Consider the following 18,571-nt stretch of genomic DNA (forward strand, 5'->3'; position numbering starts at 1 on the left):
ATGACGAGTCGGGAGACGAACATCCTGCGCAACACGAAGCTGATCGGGCTGCTCTTCATCGCGCTGATCGCGGCCGGGGTCTGGTCGACGTACGCGGTGTTCACCAAGAAGTTCACCGACTACGACGAGGTCTCGCTCGAGACCTCCAGGGCCGGCCTCAACCTGCCCGCCCGCGCCGACGTCAAGCTGCGCGGCGTGATCGTGGGGGAGGTGCTGCAGCAGTCCGCGAGCTCGGACGGTGCCGAGCTCACGCTCGGGCTCTACCCCGACCAGGTCGACACCATCCCGCGCAACGTCACCGCCCGGATCGAGCCCAAGACGCTGTTCGGCGAGAAGTACGTCGCGCTCCAGATCCCCGAGTCCCCGGACGGAGCGCACATCGAGGCGGGGGACACGATCACCCAGACCGTGCTCGCGCACGAGGTCGAGGAGACCCTCAACGACCTCTACCCGCTGCTGCGCACGGTCCAGCCGGCCGAGATCAACACGACGCTCAACGCGCTGGCGACCGCGCTCGAGGGCCGCGGCGAGAAGATCGGCGAGAACCTCGAGACCCTGGACTCCTACCTCCAGCGGGTCAACCCGCAGCTGCCCGACGTGGTCGAGGACCTCCGGCTGCTGGCGAAGACCTCCGACCTCTACACCGAGGTCTTCCCCGACATCGCCACGACGCTGCGCAGCTCGGTGACCACCGGGAACACGCTCGTGCAGCGCGAGAAGAAGCTGAACAGGCTCTTCGACGACGTCAGCGCGTTCTCCGACACCACCCGCGGCTTCCTCGACGAGAACGAGGACAACATCATCCGGGTCAACGAGCTCGCCGACGCACAGTTCGAGGTGCTCGGCAAGTACGCCCCCGAGTTCCCCTGCCTGACCAGCGGCATCGTGAAGGCAGGCAAGCTCCAGGCCCAGGCGTTCCGCGGCTTCACCCTGCACATCAACCTCGAGATGCTGCCCCACCAGCCACGTGCCTACGGGCCCCAGGACAAGCCGCGGTACGGCGACAAGCGGGGGCCCTACTGCGGCAGCCTGCCCGACTCGCCGTACAACCAGAAGAACATCGCCCCGTCCCCCGGGAACGCCGACGACGGCGTCGACGAACCCACCGGCAAGGGGACCATGCGGTCGCCGCTGGCCTGGGCCGAGACCGACGCGTATGCCGGCAGCGCCGACGAGGCGGCCTTCGTGCGGTCGCTGCTCGCGGCGTCGTTGGGGCGCGACTCCTCGGAGGTGTCCGACCTGAGCGTGATGCTGTTCGCCCCCCTCGTCCGCGGGACGGAGGTGTCGATGCGATGAGCCGGTTCCTCGACAAGAAGACCGCCTCCGACGCCTGGAAGCTGGTCACCTTCATGGTGATCACGACGCTGGCGACCGGCATGCTCGTGGTCCTCATCGGCAACATCACCTTCGGCGGGTCCCGCCAGTACCGGGCCGAGTTCGTCGACGCGACCGGCGTGACCAAGGGCGACGACATCCGCATTGCCGGGGTCAAGGTCGGCACCGTCAAGGGCATCGAGATCAAGGACCGCTCACGGGCGCTGGTCACGTTCACCGTGCAGGACAGCGCGGAGCTCACCTCCGCCACGCACGCGCAGATCCGCTACCGCAACCTGGTCGGCCAGCGCTACATCTCGCTGAGCCAGCAGGGCGCCGACAACGGCGACCGCCTCGACGAGGGCACCACGATCCCGGTGTCGAAGACGGCGCCGGCGCTCGACCTCACGGTGCTGTTCAACGGCTTCAAGCCGCTCTTCCAGGCGCTCTCCCCGCAGGACATCAACCAGCTGTCCTACGAGATCGTCCAGGTCTTCCAGGGCGAGGGGGGCACGGTCGAGGGCCTGCTCAGCCACACCGCGTCGGTCACCCAGACGCTCGCCGAGCGCGACCAGGTCATCGGCGACCTGATCGACAACCTCAACGAGACGCTCGTGACCATCGGCAACCGGGACGAGGAGTTCTCCTCCCTGATCGTCAACCTCAAGACCCTGGTCAGCGGGCTGGCGACGGACAAGGACGCCCTGCTCGGCTCGCTGGACTCGATCTCGTCGCTCTCCGTCGAGACGGCCGACCTGATCCGGGGGATCCGCAAGCCGCTGGTCACCGACATCAAGGGCCTGCGCGGCACCGCCGGCAACCTGGCGAAGAACCGCGCCGAGCTCGACCGGACCATGCAGGTGCTCCCGATCAAGCTCAACAAGGTCGGCCGTACCGCGATCTACGGCTCGTGGTTCAACTTCTACCTGTGCAACTTCACTGGTCAGGTGAAGGTCGCGGGCAAGCCCCTCAAGGTCGACTACCCGACCAACTCGGACAGGTGTTCGCTGCCATGAGTACTCCCTTCCGTGAGCGCAACCCCGTGGTGGTCGGCGCGGTGAGCCTCGCCGTGCTGGCCGCGATGGTGCTGGCCGCGTTCCGTGCCGACGACCTGCCGCTGATCGGCGGAGGCGACACCTACTACGCCGCGTTCAGCGAGGCCGGCGGGCTCAAGGCCAACGACGAGGTCCGGGTGGCCGGTGTCCGCGTCGGCAAGGTCGAGTCCGTCGCCCTCGACGGCGACCACGTCAAGGTCACCTTCAAGGTCGACCGCGGGGTCGACTTCGGCAAGGACTCCGGCGCCGCGATCAAGGTCAAGACGATCCTCGGCGCGATGTTCCTCGCGCTCGAGCCGGCCGGGCCCGGCCAGATGGACGAGGGCCACACCATCCCGGTCGAGCGCACCCAGTCGCCGTACGACGTGGTCGAGGCGTTCTCCGGGCTGGCCGAGACCTCCGAGCGCATCGACACCGACCGCCTGGCCAAGTCCCTGACCACGCTGAGCGACCTCGGGCGCAACACCCCCGAGGAGTTCCAGGCGGCGCTGAAGGGCGTCTCGGCGCTGTCGGCGAACCTCGCGGCGCGGGACGAGCAGATCAACAGCCTGCTGGTGCACCTCCAGAAGGTCTCGGGTGTGCTCGGCGACCGCTCCGGCGACGTGGTGACGCTGATGAAGGACGCCGACGTCCTGTTCAGGGCGCTGGTGGCGCGTCGGCAGGCGATCCACAACCTGCTGGTGTCGACCTCGTCCATGTCCGAGGAGCTGACCGGCCTGATCCGCGACTCGCGCGCGGACCTGAAGCCGGCCCTCACCCACCTCGACACGGTCGTCAAGGTGCTGCTGAAGAACCAGGACAACCTCGACGAGACGCTGCGCCTGATGGCGCCGTTCTACCGCGTGTTCGCGAACACCCTGGGAAACGGCCCGTGGTTCGACACCTTCATCTACAACATGCCCCCGGTCACGCAGGCGGGTGGCTGACCCATGGAGACCGTGAAGAAGCTCATCGTGCCCCTGGTCATCGTCGCCCTGCTCGCGGCGGCCGCACTGACCATGTTCCGCGGCGGCGAGGACCGCAAGCAGCTCACCGCTGCGTTCCCGCGCACCGTCTCGATCTACGAGGGCTCCGACGTCCGCGTGCTCGGCGTCCCCGTGGGCAAGGTCGAGTCGGTCGAGCCGGCCGGCGACGTGGTCAACGTCAAGATGTACTACGACGCCGAGGTCCAGGTGCCCGCGAACGCGGAGGCGGTGATCATCGCGCCGAGCGTGGTGGGCGACCGCTTCGTGCAGCTGACCCCGGCGTACGACGGCGGCGAGAAGCTCGCGGACGGTGCGGTGCTCGACACCGACAAGACCTCGACCCCGCTCGAGCTCGACGAGGTCTACCAGTCGCTCGACGACCTGACCGTCGCGCTCGGGCCCAACGGAGCCAACAGCAAGGGCGCGCTGAGCGACCTGCTCGACACCACAGCGAAGAACTTCGACGGCCAGGGCGCGAACGTCAACCAGACCATTCGCAACCTCGGCAAGTTCACCGGCACCCTCGAGAACAACAAGGAGGAGCTGTTCGGCAGCGCCGCCGAGATCGAGCGGTTCGTCAGGGCCCTGTCGAAGAACGACAAGGTGGTGCGTGACTTCAACGCCTCGATGGCGTCGGTCTCCGAGATGCTCTCGAGCGAGCGCCGGGAGCTCGCCGCCTCCCTGAGGAACCTCGGCACCGCACTGGGCGAGGTCAAGACGTTCGTCCGCGACAACAGGTCGCTGCTCAGCAAGAACGTCAAGGGGCTCAACCGGGTCTCCAAGACCCTGGTCAAGCGCCGCGGCGAGCTCGACGAGATCCTCCACGTCGCGCCGCTCGCGCTCAACAACCTCGCCCTGACCTACAACCCGCAGTCGGGCACGCTCGACACCGCGGCCAACTTCGGCAACCTGCCGCACGAGATCTCGGCCGACCCCGCCGTGTTCCTGTGCACGGCCGTCGACCAGGCCGACCCGTCCGGCGCCGCCTGCAACGTGATCAAGTCCATCTACCCGCGGCCCGGCCTGCTCGGCAACCGCGCGGTCGCGGACCCGACGTTCGCCCGGCTGCTGGAGGTGGCCCGATGAACCGCCTGAAGCTGGTGCTGGTCCTCGTGGTCGCGCTGCTGCTCAGCGGCTGCGACTTCTCGATCAGCAAGGCTCCGCTGCCCGGTGGCGCCGACGTCGGCGACAACCCGATGACCGTCCACGTCACGTTCCCCGACGTGCTCGACCTGGTGCCGCAGTCGACCGTCCGGGTCAACGACGTGACGGTCGGCAAGGTCACCGACATCACCCTCGACGGGTACGTCGCGAACGTCACCCTGAGCCTGCGCAACGACGTCGACCTGCCCGACAACGCCGAGGCCGAGATCCGCCAGACCAGCCTGCTCGGCGAGAAGTTCGTGTCGCTGAAGGCGCCCGAGAACCCCAGCTCCAACAAGCTGTCCGACGGTGACGACATCGCGCTGTCCTCGACCAACCGGAACCCCGAGGTCGAGGAGGTGCTCGGCGCGCTCAGCCTGCTGCTCAACGGCGGCGGCGTCGCCCAGCTGAAGACGATCTCGAGCGAGCTCAACAAGGCGCTCGAGGGACGTGAGGGCAGCGCCCGCTCGGTGCTCACCCAGCTGCGGGTCTTCACCCGGCAGCTCGACGACAACAAGGCCGACATCGTCACCGCGATCGAGTCGCTGGACCGGTTGGCCAGGGCCGCGAACGCGCAGAAGCCGGCGATCACCTCCGCGCTCGACGACCTGCCGGGTGCCCTGGACTCGCTCGACAGCCAGCGCGCGGACCTCATCAAGATGCTGAAGGCGCTCGGCAAGCTCGGCAACGTCGGCACCCGCGTGATCCGGGCGTCGAAGACCGCCACGATCGACGCGCTCACCCAGCTCCAGCCGGTGCTGACGAACCTCGCCGCCACCGGCGACGACTTCGCCAAGTCGTTCAACGTGTTCCTGACCTACCCCTTCGTCGACGAGGTGGTCGGTCGCGACCCGGAGGTGGCCCGCAACCTGCACATGGGCGACTACACCAACCTCTCGATCAAGCTCGACATCGACGTCGGGAAGCAGGCCGGACCGATCCCCGACCCGAGCGAGGCCTGCATCCCGCTCGGCCAGATCCCCGACGACGGCCCGCTGCCCCCGCTCGACAAGCTCTGCGACGGGGCGGTCAAGGCGATCCAGAAGTGCCTGGACGACCCGACGGTCGAGAACTGCCGGGGACTGCCCGACGTCGTCGTCGACCGGGTCTGCAAGAGCGTCCCGCTGCCCGGGCTGTGCCCCGGTGGTGGCGGGGGCGGCGACAACCCGCTGCCGCTGCCCACCTCGCTGCCCGACCTCGGCCTGGGCCTCAGCCGCCCGGCCGCGCTCGGCGACGGCAACGTCTCGATGAGCCGGATGATGGACACCTGGAACCCGATACTGGTGGCCCTGCTGATGCCGGGGGTGGCGCAGTGATCACCCGCCGTACCAAGGTCCAGCTGGTGGTCTTCGTGATCATCACGCTGCTCGGCTGCACCTACGTCGGTGCCCGCTACGCCCGCCTCGACCGCGTGTTCTTCGACGACCACTACACCGTGGTGGCCCACTACCAGGACTCCGGCGGCATCTTCGCCGGCGCGGAGGTGTCCTACCGCGGCGTCACCGTGGGCGAGGTCGAGAAGCTCCAGGTCACCGACGACGGGGTCGACGTGCTGCTCGCGATCGACAACGGGTGGGACGACATCCCCAGCGACACCGAGGCCGTGGTCGGCAACCGGTCCGCGGTCGGCGAGCAGTACGTCGAGCTCCAGCCCCGCACCGCCGAGGGCCCGTTCCTCCAGGACGGCTCGGAGATCGCCCGCGAGGACACGACGACGCCGCTCCCGACCGCCACGCTGCTCGAGGACCTCTCGACGACCACGTCGTCGGTCGACCGGGAGTCTCTGAAGAAGGTCGTCACCGAGATGGGCCTCGCCTTCGACGGCACCGGTGACGACCTCGGGCAGATCATCGACACCTCGAACTCGTTCATCCAGACCGCCAACGACAACTTCGAGATGACCACCGACCTGATCCACGAGAGCAACACGGTGCTGCGCACCCAGCTCGACACCGCCTCGTCGATCCGCAGCTTCACCCGCGACCTGGCGAAGTTCAGCGGGACCCTGGCCGCCTCCGACCCCGACCTCCGCAAGGTCATCGACTCCGGGTCGGTCACCGCCAACGAGCTGCGCCGGTTCATCGAGGACAACGAGGTCGACCTCTCCTCGCTGATCAACAACCTGGTGACCACGGGCGAGGTCGTGGTCAAGCACCTCGACGGGGTCGAGCAGATCCTCGTGCTCTACCCGTACGTCGTCGAGGGCGGCTTCAGCGTCGTGTCCAAGGACCCGGTCACCCACAAGTACGACGCCCACTTCGGCATGGTGATGACCGACCACACCCTGTGCCACCGCGGCTACGAGGGCACCGACCGGCGCGAGCCGGACGACGGCAGCAACCGGCCGATGAAGGTCGGCACCCGCTGCAGCGAGCCGCCGTCGCAGTCCAACGCGCGCGGGGCCCAGAACGCCCCGCGGGCGCCGGCTGGTTACCGGGCCCCGGTGGCCGGGTACTACGACCCGCAGACCCAGAAGTTCACGTGGGCGTCCGGCCTGTCCGGATCGTCCACCCCCGACAGCGTGACTCCCACCTCCGAGGCACGCGCAACTGGAGAGGAGGCGTGGAAGTGGTTGCTGCTACAGCCGCTCGTCGGGACGACGAGGTGACCCCCGAGGACCCGACCTCCGAGAACGCCACCCCCGCCCATGACACCGGCGCCCGCCCCACCGGCTCGCCCCGGTTCCGCCTGGCCCTGGCCGGCGTCCTGGCCGTGGCCCTGGTCGCCTCGGTCGTCTGGCTCGCGGTCGCGGCGACCGGCCGCGACGGTGGTGCCGCCGCGAACAACCAGAGCGTCCGCGAGACCGTCATGGTCCGGGCCAAGGAGTGGATGACCGCCTTCGGGAGCTACTCCCCGGAGGACCTGGACGGCAAGCAGGTGCTCACGGCGTACCGCCAGCGCGTGGAACCCCTGATCGCCACCGGGTTCACCTGCGGCGGCGTCACCTTCGAGGAGTACGCCTCCGCCCTCGACCGGCAGGTCGCGGCGCAGAAGTTCACGATGACCACCTCGGTCGAGCGCACCGGCGTGGAGTCCCTCGACGACGACTCGGCCGTGGTCGTGCTGTCCGGGCAGGTCGCGGGCGGCCGCGACGGCAAGGCGGTCGAGCCGCGCGACTTCCAGATGCTCGTCGACCTCCAGAGGATCGACGGCTCGTGGCAGGTCGCGAAGTGCAACGACGTGGACTCGAGGTTCAGCCGATGAGCGCGACCTGGTACGACGTCCTCGGGGTCGAGGAGACCGCGACGACGGAGCAGATCCGGACGGCGTGGCGGGAGTCCATCGCCGACCTGGACCCGGGCGACCGCCGGTTCCGCCTCTACAACGAGGCGGCCGAGGTGCTGCTCGACGACGAGCGCCGCACGGCGTACGACGCGGAGCTGGCCGCGGCCGGCGTCTCGGGCGACGACGAGGCCCGGACCGAGGCCGCCGCGACGTCCCCGAGCGCGGCAGACGCGGCGGCCACCGGGCAGGCCGACGACTGCGGGGACGAGCCCGCCGACGACGCGGCGACGGAGCCGGCGAGGGTACCGGCGACCGCCGGGGCCGGGCGGACCCTGCCCTGGGTCCCGGGCTGGCTGCTGGCCGGCCTGGCGGTGATGGTTCTGCTGGTGACCCTCACCGCGGCGTACCTCCAGGTCACCGGCAGTGACGCGGTCGCCGCCGACGATGCCGCCGACGAGGCCACCGCGGCGGCCCGGACGTCGGTGCCGCTGGTGTTCACCTACGACTACCGCTATCCCGACCGCGACAAGGACCGGGCGCTGCGCGTGCTCACCGGTGACCTGAAGGCGCAGTACGACGAGCTCTGGTCCAAGGCCATCGGACCCAACCTTGAGAAGTCCAAGGGCTACGCGAAGACCACGTCCTCGACCGCCGGGGTCGCGTGCGTCTCCGACGACGGGCAGCGGGTCGGCGTGCTGGTGGTGCTCGACAGCGAGGCCGGCAACGTCAAGCAGACCCAGAAGCTCACCCTCTCCTTCACCGCGACCATGGTGCAGAGGGAGGGCGACTGGCTGATCGAGAAGATCGACGGCTGGGACCCCCGCGAGATCTCGGCCGCGGCCGACGGTCAGACCCCGTCCGGAGACACCTCCACGGCGGCCCCCGAGGACGGCTCGGACGCCTCCGGCGCCTCCGACTGCGCGGCGGACTGAACCGTCCCGGACGCGCCCGGTCACCACCGGGACCGGGCGCGACCGGCGGCCGTTCCGGCGGTTCTGCTTGACCTCGGCGGCCCCGGGGGTGATGATCTTCGCCAGCGACTGACCGCGATGCCCGAGATTCTCAGCCGCGTGTTTGTGCTGCCGCGCGTTCTGCGTTAGGCTTCCTCTTTGCGTCTGCCCTCAAATGCTTCCTGCCTGTCCGGTGGCCGGTAAGTGGTTGGCGGGCGCCCTCCCCAGAGCGAACCTCCAGAAGGACACACTCTTGGCCGCGCGCAGCACCTCTGGCAACACCCGTCGCATCAGCTTCGCAAAGATCAACGAACCTCTCGAGGTTCCCCAGCTCCTGGCTCTCCAGACCGACAGCTTCGACTGGCTGGTCGGCAACGAGAAGTGGCAGTCCGACGTGCAGCGTCGGACCGAGGCCGGCGAGGACGTCTCCACCAAGTCCGGTCTGACCGAGATCTTCGAGGAGATCTCCCCGATCGAGGACTTCTCCGAGACGATGTCGCTCTCGTTCGAGAACCCCCTCTTCTACGACCCGAAGTACACCGTGGAGGAGTGCAAGGAGAAGGACTTCACCTACTCCGCCCCCCTCTACGTCTCCGCCGAGTTCACCAACAACGACACCGGTGAGATCAAGGGCCAGACCGTCTTCATGGGCGAGTTCCCGCTCATGACCGACAAGGGCACCTTCATCATCAACGGCACCGAGCGGGTCGTCGTGTCCCAGCTCGTCCGGTCCCCGGGCGTCTACTTCGAGCGCACCGCCGACAAGACCTCCGACAAGGACATCTTCACCGCGAAGGTGATCCCGTCGCGCGGCGCCTGGCTCGAGTTCGAGATCGACAAGCGCGACACGGTCGGCGTGCGGCTCGACCGGAAGCGCAAGCAGAACGTCACGGTCCTCCTCAAGGCCCTGCAGGCCGTCGCCGAGGTCACCGGCGAGGACTACGACTACGAGGCCACGATGGCCGAGCTGCGCCAGTACGAGTCGATCGTCCTGACCGAGGAGAAGGACAACACCCAGGGCCAGGACGACGCCCTGCTCGACATCTACCGCAAGCTGCGCCCGGGCGAGCCGCCGACGCGTGAGGCCGCGCAGACGCTGCTCAACAACTACTACTTCAACCCGAAGCGCTACGACCTCGCCAAGGTCGGCCGCTACAAGGTGAACAAGAAGCTCGGCCTGCACGAGGCGTTCGACCACCAGACGCTCACCATCGCCGACATCGTCGCCGCGATCCGCTACATCGTCCGCCTGCACAACGGCGACGAGAAGCTGGTCGACGCGTCCGGCGAGGTCGTCATCGACGCGGACGGCAAGGAGACCGAGGTCCGCGAGGACGACATCGACCACTTCGGCAACCGCCGCATGCGGACCGTGGGCGAGCTGATCCAGAACCAGCTCCGCACCGGCCTGGCCCGCATGGAGCGCGTGGTCCGCGAGCGGATGACCACCCAGGACGTCGAGGCGATCACGCCGCAGTCCCTGATCAACATCCGCCCGGTCGTCGCGGCGCTGAAGGAGTTCTTCGGCACCTCGCAGCTCTCGCAGTTCATGGACCAGACCAACCCGATCGCGGGCCTGACGCACAAGCGTCGCCTCAACGCGCTCGGCCCCGGCGGTCTGTCCCGTGACCGCGCCGGCATGGAGGTCCGCGACGTCCACCCGTCGCACTACGGCCGCATGTGCCCGATCGAGACGCCGGAAGGCCCGAACATCGGTCTGATCGGCTCGCTCGCGTCGTTCGGCCGGATCAACCCGTTCGGCTTCATCGAGACGCCGTACCGCAAGGTCGAGAACGGCAAGGTCACCGACAAGATCGACTACCTCACCGCGGACGACGAGGACAAGTACGTCATCGCCCAGGCGAACGCCGCCCTCGACAAGAACAACAAGTTCGTCGAGGAGCGGGTGCTTGTCCGCCAGCGCCACGGCGAGGTCTCCGAGATCCTGGCCGGCGAGGTCGACTACATGGACGTCTCGCCGCGCCAGATGGTGTCGGTCGCGACCGCCCTGATCCCGTTCCTCGAGCACGACGACGCCAACCGCGCGCTCATGGGTGCCAACATGCAGCGCCAGGCCGTGCCGCTCATCAAGAGCGACTCGCCGCTGGTGGGCACCGGCATCGAGTACCGCGCCGCGGTCGACGCGGGTGACGTGGTCGTCGCCACCAAGGCCGGTGTGGTCAAGGACGTGTCCGCCGACCTCGTCGAGGTGATGAACGACGACGGCACCTACTCGTCGTACCGCATGGCGAAGTTCCGCCGCTCCAACCAGGGCACCTGCATCAACCAGCGCCCGCTGGTCGCCGAGGGTGACCGGGTCGAGGCCGGCGGCCCGATCGCCGACGGTCCGTGCACGGACGACGCCGAGATCGCCCTGGGCACCAACCTGCTGGTGGCGTTCATGCCGTGGCAGGGCCACAACTACGAGGACGCGATCATCCTCAGCCAGCGCCTGGTGCAGGAGGACATCCTCACCTCGATCCACATCGAGGAGCACGAGGTCGACGCCCGCGACACCAAGCTCGGCCCCGAGGAGATCACTCGGGACATCCCGAACGTCTCCGAGGAGATGCTGGCCGACCTCGACGAGCGCGGCATCATCCGCATCGGCGCCGAGGTCACCACCGGTGACATCCTCGTCGGCAAGGTCACCCCGAAGGGCGAGACCGAGCTGACCCCCGAGGAGCGCCTGCTCCGCGCGATCTTCGGCGAGAAGGCGCGCGAGGTCCGCGACACCTCGATGAAGGTGCCGCACGGTGAGTCCGGCACGGTCATCGGGGTCCGCGTGTTCGACCGCGAGGACGGCGACGAGCTGCCCCCGGGGGTCAACCAGCTGGTGCGGGTCTACGTCGCCCAGAAGCGCAAGATCTCCGTCGGTGACAAGCTCGCCGGCCGCCACGGCAACAAGGGCGTGATCGCGAAGATCCTGCCGATCGAGGACATGCCGTTCATGGAGGACGGCACCCCGGTCGACGTGATCCTCAACCCGCTGGGCGTGCCGCGACGCATGAACATCGGCCAGATCCTCGAGCTGCACCTGGGCTGGCTGGCCAAGCAGGGCTGGGACATCGATCTGCACGAGGACAAGGGCAAGGCCGACTGGAAGCAGCGGCTGATCGACATCCACGCGGACAAGGCCGAGCCGGACACCAAGGTGGCGACGCCGGTGTTCGACGGTGCCCGCGAGGACGAGATCACCGGTCTGCTCGGCGCGACCATCCCGAACCGCGACGGTGTCCGCACCGTCAAGGAGAACGGCAAGGCGTCGCTGTTCGACGGCCGCTCCGGCGAGCCGTTCCCGGACCCGGTCTCGGTCGGCTACATGTACATCCTGAAGCTGCACCACCTCGTGGACGACAAGATCCACGCGCGCTCGACCGGCCCCTACTCGATGATCACGCAGCAGCCGCTGGGCGGTAAGGCCCAGTTCGGTGGCCAGCGGTTCGGCGAGATGGAGGTCTGGGCGATGGAGGCGTACGGCGCCGCATACGCCCTCCAGGAGCTGCTCACGATCAAGTCGGACGACGTCCCCGGGCGCGTCAAGGTCTACGAGGCCATCGTCAAGGGCGAGAACATCCCCGACTCCGGCATCCCCGAGTCGTTCAAGGTGCTCGTCAAGGAGATGCAGTCGCTCTGCCTCAACGTGGAGGTGCTGTCGCAGGACGGCTCCACCATCGAGATGCGCGACGCGGAGGAGGATGTCTTCCGCGCCGCAGAGGAGCTCGGCATCGACCTGTCCCGCCGCGAGCCCAGCTCGGTCGAAGAGGTGTGAGCGCCGGCGCCCGGCCCGCCACTGAGCAGGCCGGGCGCCGCCTCCGCCCCCACCAGACACCAAGAATTCGAATCAATCGAGGGAAGCAGCCAAGTGCTCGACGTCAACTTCTTCGACCAGCTTCAGATCGGCCTGGCCACCGCGGACGACATCCGCACCTGGAGCCACGGCGAGGTCAAGAAGCCGGAAACCATCAACTACCGCACGCTCAAGCCCGAGCGTGACGGCCTCTTCTGCGAGAAGATCTTCGGTCCCACCCGGGACTGGGAGTGCTACTGCGGCAAGTACAAGCGCGTGCGCTTCAAGGGGATCATCTGCGAGCGGTGTGGCGTGGAGGTCACCCGCTCCAAGGTGCGCCGTGAACGCATGGGCCACATCGAGCTCGCCGCCCCGGTCACCCACATCTGGTACTTCAAGGGTGTCCCGTCGCGCCTGGGCTACCTGCTCGACCTCGCCCCGAAGGACCTCGAGAAGGTCATCTACTTCGCGGCGTACATGATCACCGCTGTCGACGAGGACGCCCGCCACCGCGACCTGTCCTCGCTCGAGGGGAAGGTCGACCTGGAGCGCAAGCGCCTCGAGGGCCGGCGCGACACCTCCATCGAGGACCGCGCCCGCAAGCTCGAGGAGGACCTGGAGACGCTCGAGGCCGAGGGTGCCAAGTCCGACCAGAAGCGCAAGGTCAAGGACGGCGCGGAGCGCGAGATGAAGCAGCTCCGTGACCGCGCGCAGCGCGAGCTCGACCGCCTCGAGGAGGTCTGGTCGACGTTCAAGAGCCTCAAGGTCCAGGACCTCATGGGCGACGAGCTGCTCTACCGCGAGATGAAGAACTGGTTCGGCAAGTACTTCGAGGGCCACATGGGCGCCACGGCGATCCAGAAGCGCCTCGAGACCTTCGACATCGAGGCCGAGGTCGAGTCACTGCGCGAGACCATCGCCACCGGCAAGGGCCAGCGCAAGGTCCGCGCGCTCAAGCGCCTCAAGGTCGTCGACGCGTTCCGCAAGACCAACAACAGCCCGCTGGGCATGGTCCTCGACGCGGTCCCGGTGATCCCGCCGGACCTGCGCCCGATGGTGCAGCTCGACGGTGGCCGGTTCGCGACCTCGGACCTGAACGACCTCTACCGCCGCGTGATCAACCGGAACAACCGGCTCAAGCGCCTGCTCGACCTCGGTGCCCCGGAGATCATCGTCAACAACGAGAAGCGGATGCTCCAGGAGGCCGTGGACTCGCTGTTCGACAACGGCCGCCGCGGTCGCCCGGTCACCGGCCCGGGCAACCGGCCGCTGAAGTCCCTGTCCGACATGCTCAAGGGCAAGCAGGGCCGCTTCCGCCAGAACCTCCTCGGCAAGCGCGTGGACTACTCCGGCCGCTCGGTCATCGTGTCCGGCCCGCAGCTGAAGCTGCACCAGTGCGGTCTGCCCAAGCAGATGGCCCTGGAGCTCTTCAAGCCGTTCGTGATGAAGCGCCTCGTCGACCTGTCGCACGCGCAGAACATCAAGTCCGCGAAGCGGATGGTGGAGCGCGCCCGCCCGGTCGTGTGGGACGTCCTCGAAGAGGTCATCACCGAGCACCCGGTGCTGCTCAACCGTGCCCCCACGCTGCACCGCCTCGGCATCCAGGCCTTCGAGCCGCAGCTGATCGAGGGCAAGGCCATCCAGATCCACCCGCTCGTCTGCGGCGCGTTCAACGCCGACTTCGACGGAGACCAGATGGCGGTGCACCTGCCGCTGTCCGCCGAGGCCCAGGCCGAGGCGCGGATCCTGATGCTGTCGACGAACAACATCCTCAAGCCGTCGGACGGCCGTCCGGTGACGATGCCGTCGCAGGACATGATCATCGGCCTGTTCTTCCTCACCACCGACCGTGAGGGCGAGCCGGGCGAGGGCCGGGCGTTCGCGTCGCCGGCCGAGGCGATCATGGCCTTCGACCACGGCGAGATCTCGCTGCAGAGCCGGATCACGCTGCGCATCCCCGGCAAGCTGGACCAGGGCCCGCTGCCCGAGGGGTACGCCGAGGGCGACGACCTCGTGGTCGAGACCACGCTGGGCCGCGCGATCTTCAACGAGACGCTTCCCGCCAACTACCCGTACGTCAACTACGAGGTGGGCAAGAAGCAGCTCGGCACGATCGTCAACAACCTCGCCGAGCGCTACACCAAGGTCGAGGTCGCGGCGTCGCTGGACGCGCTCAAGGACACCGGCTTCCACTGGGCGACCCGCTCCGGTGTGACGGTCTCCATCGAGGACGTCGTCACCCCGGGTGAGAAGGCCGAGATCCTCTCGGGCTACGAGGCCCAGGCGGCGAAGGTCCAGAAGCAGTTCGAGCGCGGTCTGGTCACCGACGACGAGCGTCGCCAGGAGCTCATCGAGATCTGGACGCAGGCCTCCAACGAGGTCGCCAAGGCCATGGAGGGGACGTTCGACAAGTCGAACCCGATCTTCATGATGGTCGACTCGGGTGCCTCCGGAAACATGATGCAGATCCGTCAGGTCGCGGCCATGCGTGGTCTGGTGGCGAACCCGAAGGGCGACATCATCCCGCGGCCGATCAAGGCGAACTTCCGCGAGGGCCTCTCCGTGCTGGAGTACTTCATCTCCACGCACGGTGCCCGCAAGGGTCTCGCCGACACCGCGCTCCGCACCGCGGACTCCGGTTACCTGACCCGTCGTCTCGTCGACGTGTCGCAGGACGTCATCATCCGTGAGGACGACTGTGGCACCGAGCGCGGCCTGCCGAAGACCATCGGTGAGCGTCGTGAGGACGGCACCGTCGTCAAGCACGACAACGCCGAGACCGCGGCGTACGCCCGCTCGGCGGCGACCGAGGTCACCCACCCGGAGACCGGCGAGGTGCTGGCCACCGCGGGGGAGGACCTCGGCGACGTCAAGATCGCCGAGCTGGTCGCCTCCGGCGTGACCGAGGTGAAGGTCCGCTCCGTGCTGACCTGCGACGCCCGCACCGGCACCTGTGCCAAGTGCTACGGCCGCTCGCTGGCCACCGGCAAGCTGGTCGACATCGGTGAGGCGGTCGGCATCATCGCCGCCCAGTCCATCGGTGAGCCCGGCACGCAGCTGACGATGCGTACCTTCCACACCGGTGGTGTGGCCTCCGCGGACGACATCACGCAGGGTCTGCCCCGCGTGGTCGAGCTCTTCGAGGCCCGCTCGCCCAAGGGTCTGGCGCCGATCTCGGAGGTCGCCGGCCGGGTGGAGATCGAGGAGGGCGACAAGGCCCGGAAGATCCTGGTCACCCCGGACGACGGCTCCGAGGTCAAGGAGTACCCCGTCAGCCGCCGCTCGCGGCTGGTGGTCGCCGACGGCGACCACGTCGACGTGGGCGACAAGTTCACGCAGGGCACGGAGGACCCCAAGGAGGTCCTGCGCATCCTGGGTGTCCGCCGTGCCCAGCAGCACCTCGTCGACGAGGTCCAGGCCGTGTACCGCAGCCAGGGCGTGTCGATCCACGACAAGCACATCGAGATCATCGTGCGGCAGATGCTGCGCCGGGTGACCGTGATCGAGTCGGGCGACACCAACCTGCTGCCGTCCGACCTGGTGGACCGGGTCCTCTTCGAGGAGGAGAACCGCCGGGTGCTCTCCGAGGGTGGCAGGCCGGCCTCGGGTCGTCCGGAGCTCATGGGCATCACCAAGGCCTCGCTGGCGACCGAGTCGTGGCTCTCGGCGGCCTCCTTCCAGGAGACCACCCGGGTGCTCACCGACGCGGCGATCCACGGCCGCAGCGACTCCCTGCGCGGTCTGAAGGAGAACGTGATCATCGGAAAGCTGATCCCGGCGGGTACCGGCCTCGAGCGGTACCGCAACATCCGGGTGGAGCCGACCGAGGAGGCCCGTGCCGCGGCGTACTCCGTCACCGGTTACGACTCCTACGACTACGACTTCGGCAGCACCGGCGGCCAGGCCGTCGCCCTGGACGACTTCGACTTCGGTTCGTACCAGAACTGAGCGCGCGCCAGCGCGCAGTTCTGGTGGAAGAACCGGGTTGAGGAGCGTCGGCGGGAACCCGCGCGGAGCGCGGGACCCGCGACGCGTCTCGAAACCGAGTCGTTCACGACTGACGAAGACGTAGAAGACGAACACGTAGAAGATGAAGGGCCCCTGCCAGCCGGCAGGGGCCCTTCGTCGTGAGAGGGTGCGGGCATCATGAGCGACCGGGTCTACCGCGCCGCCACCGTGGTCGGCCGGGGCGTGCTGCGCGTGCTTGACGTGCGGGTCCGGGTCGCGGGCTCTGGTCACCTGCCGACCGACGGTCCGGTGCTCCTCGCCGCCAACCACGCGTCGTACGCCGACTTCGTGCTGCTCGCGCGGGCCGCCGTCGAGCGGGACCGCCACGTGCGGTTCCTGTGCCGTCACGACGCCTGGCAGGCGCCCGGTGTCGGATGGCTGATGGACCGGATGGGCCACGTGCCGGTCGACCGGGAGGCCCCGGCGGGCGCCTACCTGCACGCGCGCCGGCTGCTGCGGTCGGGCGAGGCGGTCGGGGTCTTCCCGGAGGCCGGCATCTCCTGGTCGTACGCCGTGCGCCCGCTCATGCGCGGCGTCGCGGCGCTGGCCCGGGACACGGGCGTGCCGGTGCTGCCGGTGGCGATGTGGGGAGGGCAGCGGATCTGGACGGTGGGGCGCACCGAGTCGGGGAGGGAACCTTGGCCGAGCCTGCGCCGCGGCCGGCTGGTCGACGTACGGTTCGGGGCCCCGCTGCAGGTCGCGGCCGACGACGACCTGACCGCGTGGACCCGCTCGCTGGGGGAGGTCCTGACCGCGATGCTCGAGGACGTGCAGCGGCTGCCCGAGCACCGGCCGCGGGCGGGGGAGCGGGCGCCGTGGTACCCGCAGCACCTCGGCGGCCACGCCCCGGACGTCGCGGAGGCCCGCACCCTGGACGACGTTCCGCGCCGTGCGGTGCCGCCGAGCTGGGGGCCGTGGGTCAGGCCGGGACCTTCTCGAGCGGGCGCTCCGCAGCCTCCGCGTCCTGAGCAGCCTCCGCCGCCGTACGACGCGCGGCCCGGGCCCGGCGCAGCCTCGTGACCGATCCGATCGGGTCGACCAGCCAGGTGAGCCGGTTCGCGACCGGCTGCCAGGCGAGCAGCACGGCGATCAGCACCGCCAGCGCGACCGTCGGCACGATCGTCCACCAGCCAGCGGACCGTGCCCACTCGTCGTACCCGAGGTAGCCGAGCTCGCGGATCGCGAATCCGTGGACGAGGTAGACGACCATGGTGGCCGCGCCCATGTCGGTGAACCGGGTGCGACGGCGCGGGACCACCGCGAGCACCGCCAGCGCCGCGACCGCGCTCACCGCGATCAGCGCCAGGCGGACGCCGGTGCCCTGCTCGGGCGATGCGTCCACCGAGTCGTAGGGGAAGGAGTAGTAGAGCCACCGCGACGAGATCCAGGCGTCGGTGTGGCCGACCAGCCACCACAGGCCGAGCAGCACGACCGCCCCGGCGACCGCTGCGCCGCGCGAGCGCAGCTCGCGGAGCACTGCCGGGGAGAGGAACAGGCCAAGGGTGAAGAACGGCAGGAAGCCGACGGTCCGGTTGAGGTCGAGGTACCACGTCCAGTGCGCACCGATGGTCGGGAAGACCAGGCTCAGCGCGACGGTGATCGGGATCGAGACCCAGTGCCGCTTGAGCAGCGGGGTCGCCAGCCGCCACAGGAACACCGCCGCGAGGTACCACATGGGCCAGTGCGGGTTCAGCCACATCGGGGCGCCGATCTCCTCGCCGCCGCGGTAGGTGCGGTACGTCATCATCAGGAGCTCGAAGAGGACGTAGGGGACCGCGATCGTGCAGAACAGCGACCAGAGGTAGCGGCGGTTCCACTCGAAGCCCCGCGACAGGAAGCCCGTCACCAGCACGAACGCGGGGATGTGCCAGGCGTAGATGAAGTCGTAGACCTGCCCGTTGGGACCGTCGTCCGGCACCATCACGAGGGCATGCCCGATCACCACGAAGGTGACCAGCACCATCTTCACGTTGTCGAGCCAGGGGTCACGGGGCATTCGAACGACGTTAACGAGACGCCACGCGGCGGCTCCAATCGTCGGACAACCGGGCAACCAGTGCCGAGGGCTCAAGGGCACGTCGCCCACGTCGGCGCCTGCTGCGCGGACTTTCGCATCCGATC

Annotated in this window: 12 protein-coding genes; 11 read left to right on the top strand and 1 reads right to left on the bottom strand. The window is 68.8% G+C overall.

The features are described from left to right. The 11 genes from EKO23_RS20675 to EKO23_RS20725 all read left to right on the top strand — a co-directional run bounded on the left by EKO23_RS20675 (position 1) and on the right by EKO23_RS20725 (position 17,470). Positions 1 to 1,296, top strand: a complete 1,296-nt coding sequence (locus EKO23_RS20675; protein ID WP_134720257.1) for an MCE family protein — start codon at positions 1 to 3, stop codon at positions 1,294 to 1,296. After that, a complete protein-coding gene (locus EKO23_RS20680; RefSeq protein ID WP_134720260.1) occupies positions 1,293 to 2,330 on the top strand; it encodes an MCE family protein in 1,038 nt (345 codons plus the stop codon). The genes EKO23_RS20675 and EKO23_RS20680 overlap by 4 nt, the downstream gene beginning before the upstream one ends. Next, entirely contained in the window at positions 2,327 to 3,295 is a 969-nt protein-coding gene (locus EKO23_RS20685) for an MCE family protein (protein WP_134720262.1), read from the top strand. Before EKO23_RS20680 ends, EKO23_RS20685 begins: the two co-directional genes overlap by 4 nt. Before the next feature lie 3 nt (positions 3,296 to 3,298). Beyond that, positions 3,299 to 4,420: an MCE family protein gene (locus tag EKO23_RS20690; protein ID WP_134720264.1), complete on the top strand. Its 1,122-nt coding sequence runs from the start codon at positions 3,299 to 3,301 to the stop codon at positions 4,418 to 4,420. After that, positions 4,417 to 5,793 (top strand): MCE family protein, encoded by a 1,377-nt coding sequence (locus EKO23_RS20695; RefSeq protein WP_134720266.1) that lies wholly within the window; start codon positions 4,417 to 4,419, stop codon positions 5,791 to 5,793. Before EKO23_RS20690 ends, EKO23_RS20695 begins: the two co-directional genes overlap by 4 nt. Next, positions 5,790 to 7,085 (top strand): MCE family protein, encoded by a 1,296-nt coding sequence (locus EKO23_RS20700; RefSeq protein ID WP_134720268.1) that lies wholly within the window; start codon positions 5,790 to 5,792, stop codon positions 7,083 to 7,085. Before EKO23_RS20695 ends, EKO23_RS20700 begins: the two co-directional genes overlap by 4 nt. Continuing rightward, complete coding sequence (locus tag EKO23_RS20705; RefSeq protein WP_134720270.1) at positions 7,082 to 7,681, top strand: hypothetical protein; 600 nt, start codon at positions 7,082 to 7,084, stop codon at positions 7,679 to 7,681. Before EKO23_RS20700 ends, EKO23_RS20705 begins: the two co-directional genes overlap by 4 nt. Further along, complete coding sequence (locus EKO23_RS20710) at positions 7,678 to 8,634, top strand: J domain-containing protein (protein WP_134720272.1); 957 nt, start codon at positions 7,678 to 7,680, stop codon at positions 8,632 to 8,634. Before EKO23_RS20705 ends, EKO23_RS20710 begins: the two co-directional genes overlap by 4 nt. Before the next feature lie 271 nt (positions 8,635 to 8,905). Continuing rightward, positions 8,906 to 12,424, top strand: a complete 3,519-nt coding sequence (rpoB, locus tag EKO23_RS20715) for a DNA-directed RNA polymerase subunit beta (protein ID WP_134720274.1) — start codon at positions 8,906 to 8,908, stop codon at positions 12,422 to 12,424. 93 nt (positions 12,425 to 12,517) lie between these two features. Next, complete coding sequence (locus EKO23_RS20720) at positions 12,518 to 16,390, top strand: DNA-directed RNA polymerase subunit beta' (RefSeq protein WP_134720276.1); 3,873 nt, start codon at positions 12,518 to 12,520, stop codon at positions 16,388 to 16,390. A gap of 198 nt (positions 16,391 to 16,588) precedes the next feature. Further along, a complete protein-coding gene (locus EKO23_RS20725) occupies positions 16,589 to 17,470 on the top strand; it encodes a lysophospholipid acyltransferase family protein (RefSeq protein ID WP_134720278.1) in 882 nt (293 codons plus the stop codon). Here EKO23_RS20725 and EKO23_RS20730 read toward each other — a convergent pair. After that, the gene (locus EKO23_RS20730) at positions 17,370 to 18,446 is read right to left on the bottom strand and encodes an acyltransferase family protein (protein WP_134720280.1); all 1,077 of its coding nucleotides are present in this window, start codon (positions 18,444 to 18,446) and stop codon (positions 17,370 to 17,372) included. The two genes, EKO23_RS20725 and EKO23_RS20730, sit on opposite strands and share 101 nt — an antisense overlap. Between the last annotated feature and the right edge of the window lie 125 nt (positions 18,447 to 18,571).

This window comes from Nocardioides guangzhouensis, from assembly GCF_004519545.1.
Lineage (GTDB): Bacteria > Actinomycetota > Actinomycetes > Propionibacteriales > Nocardioidaceae > Nocardioides > Nocardioides guangzhouensis.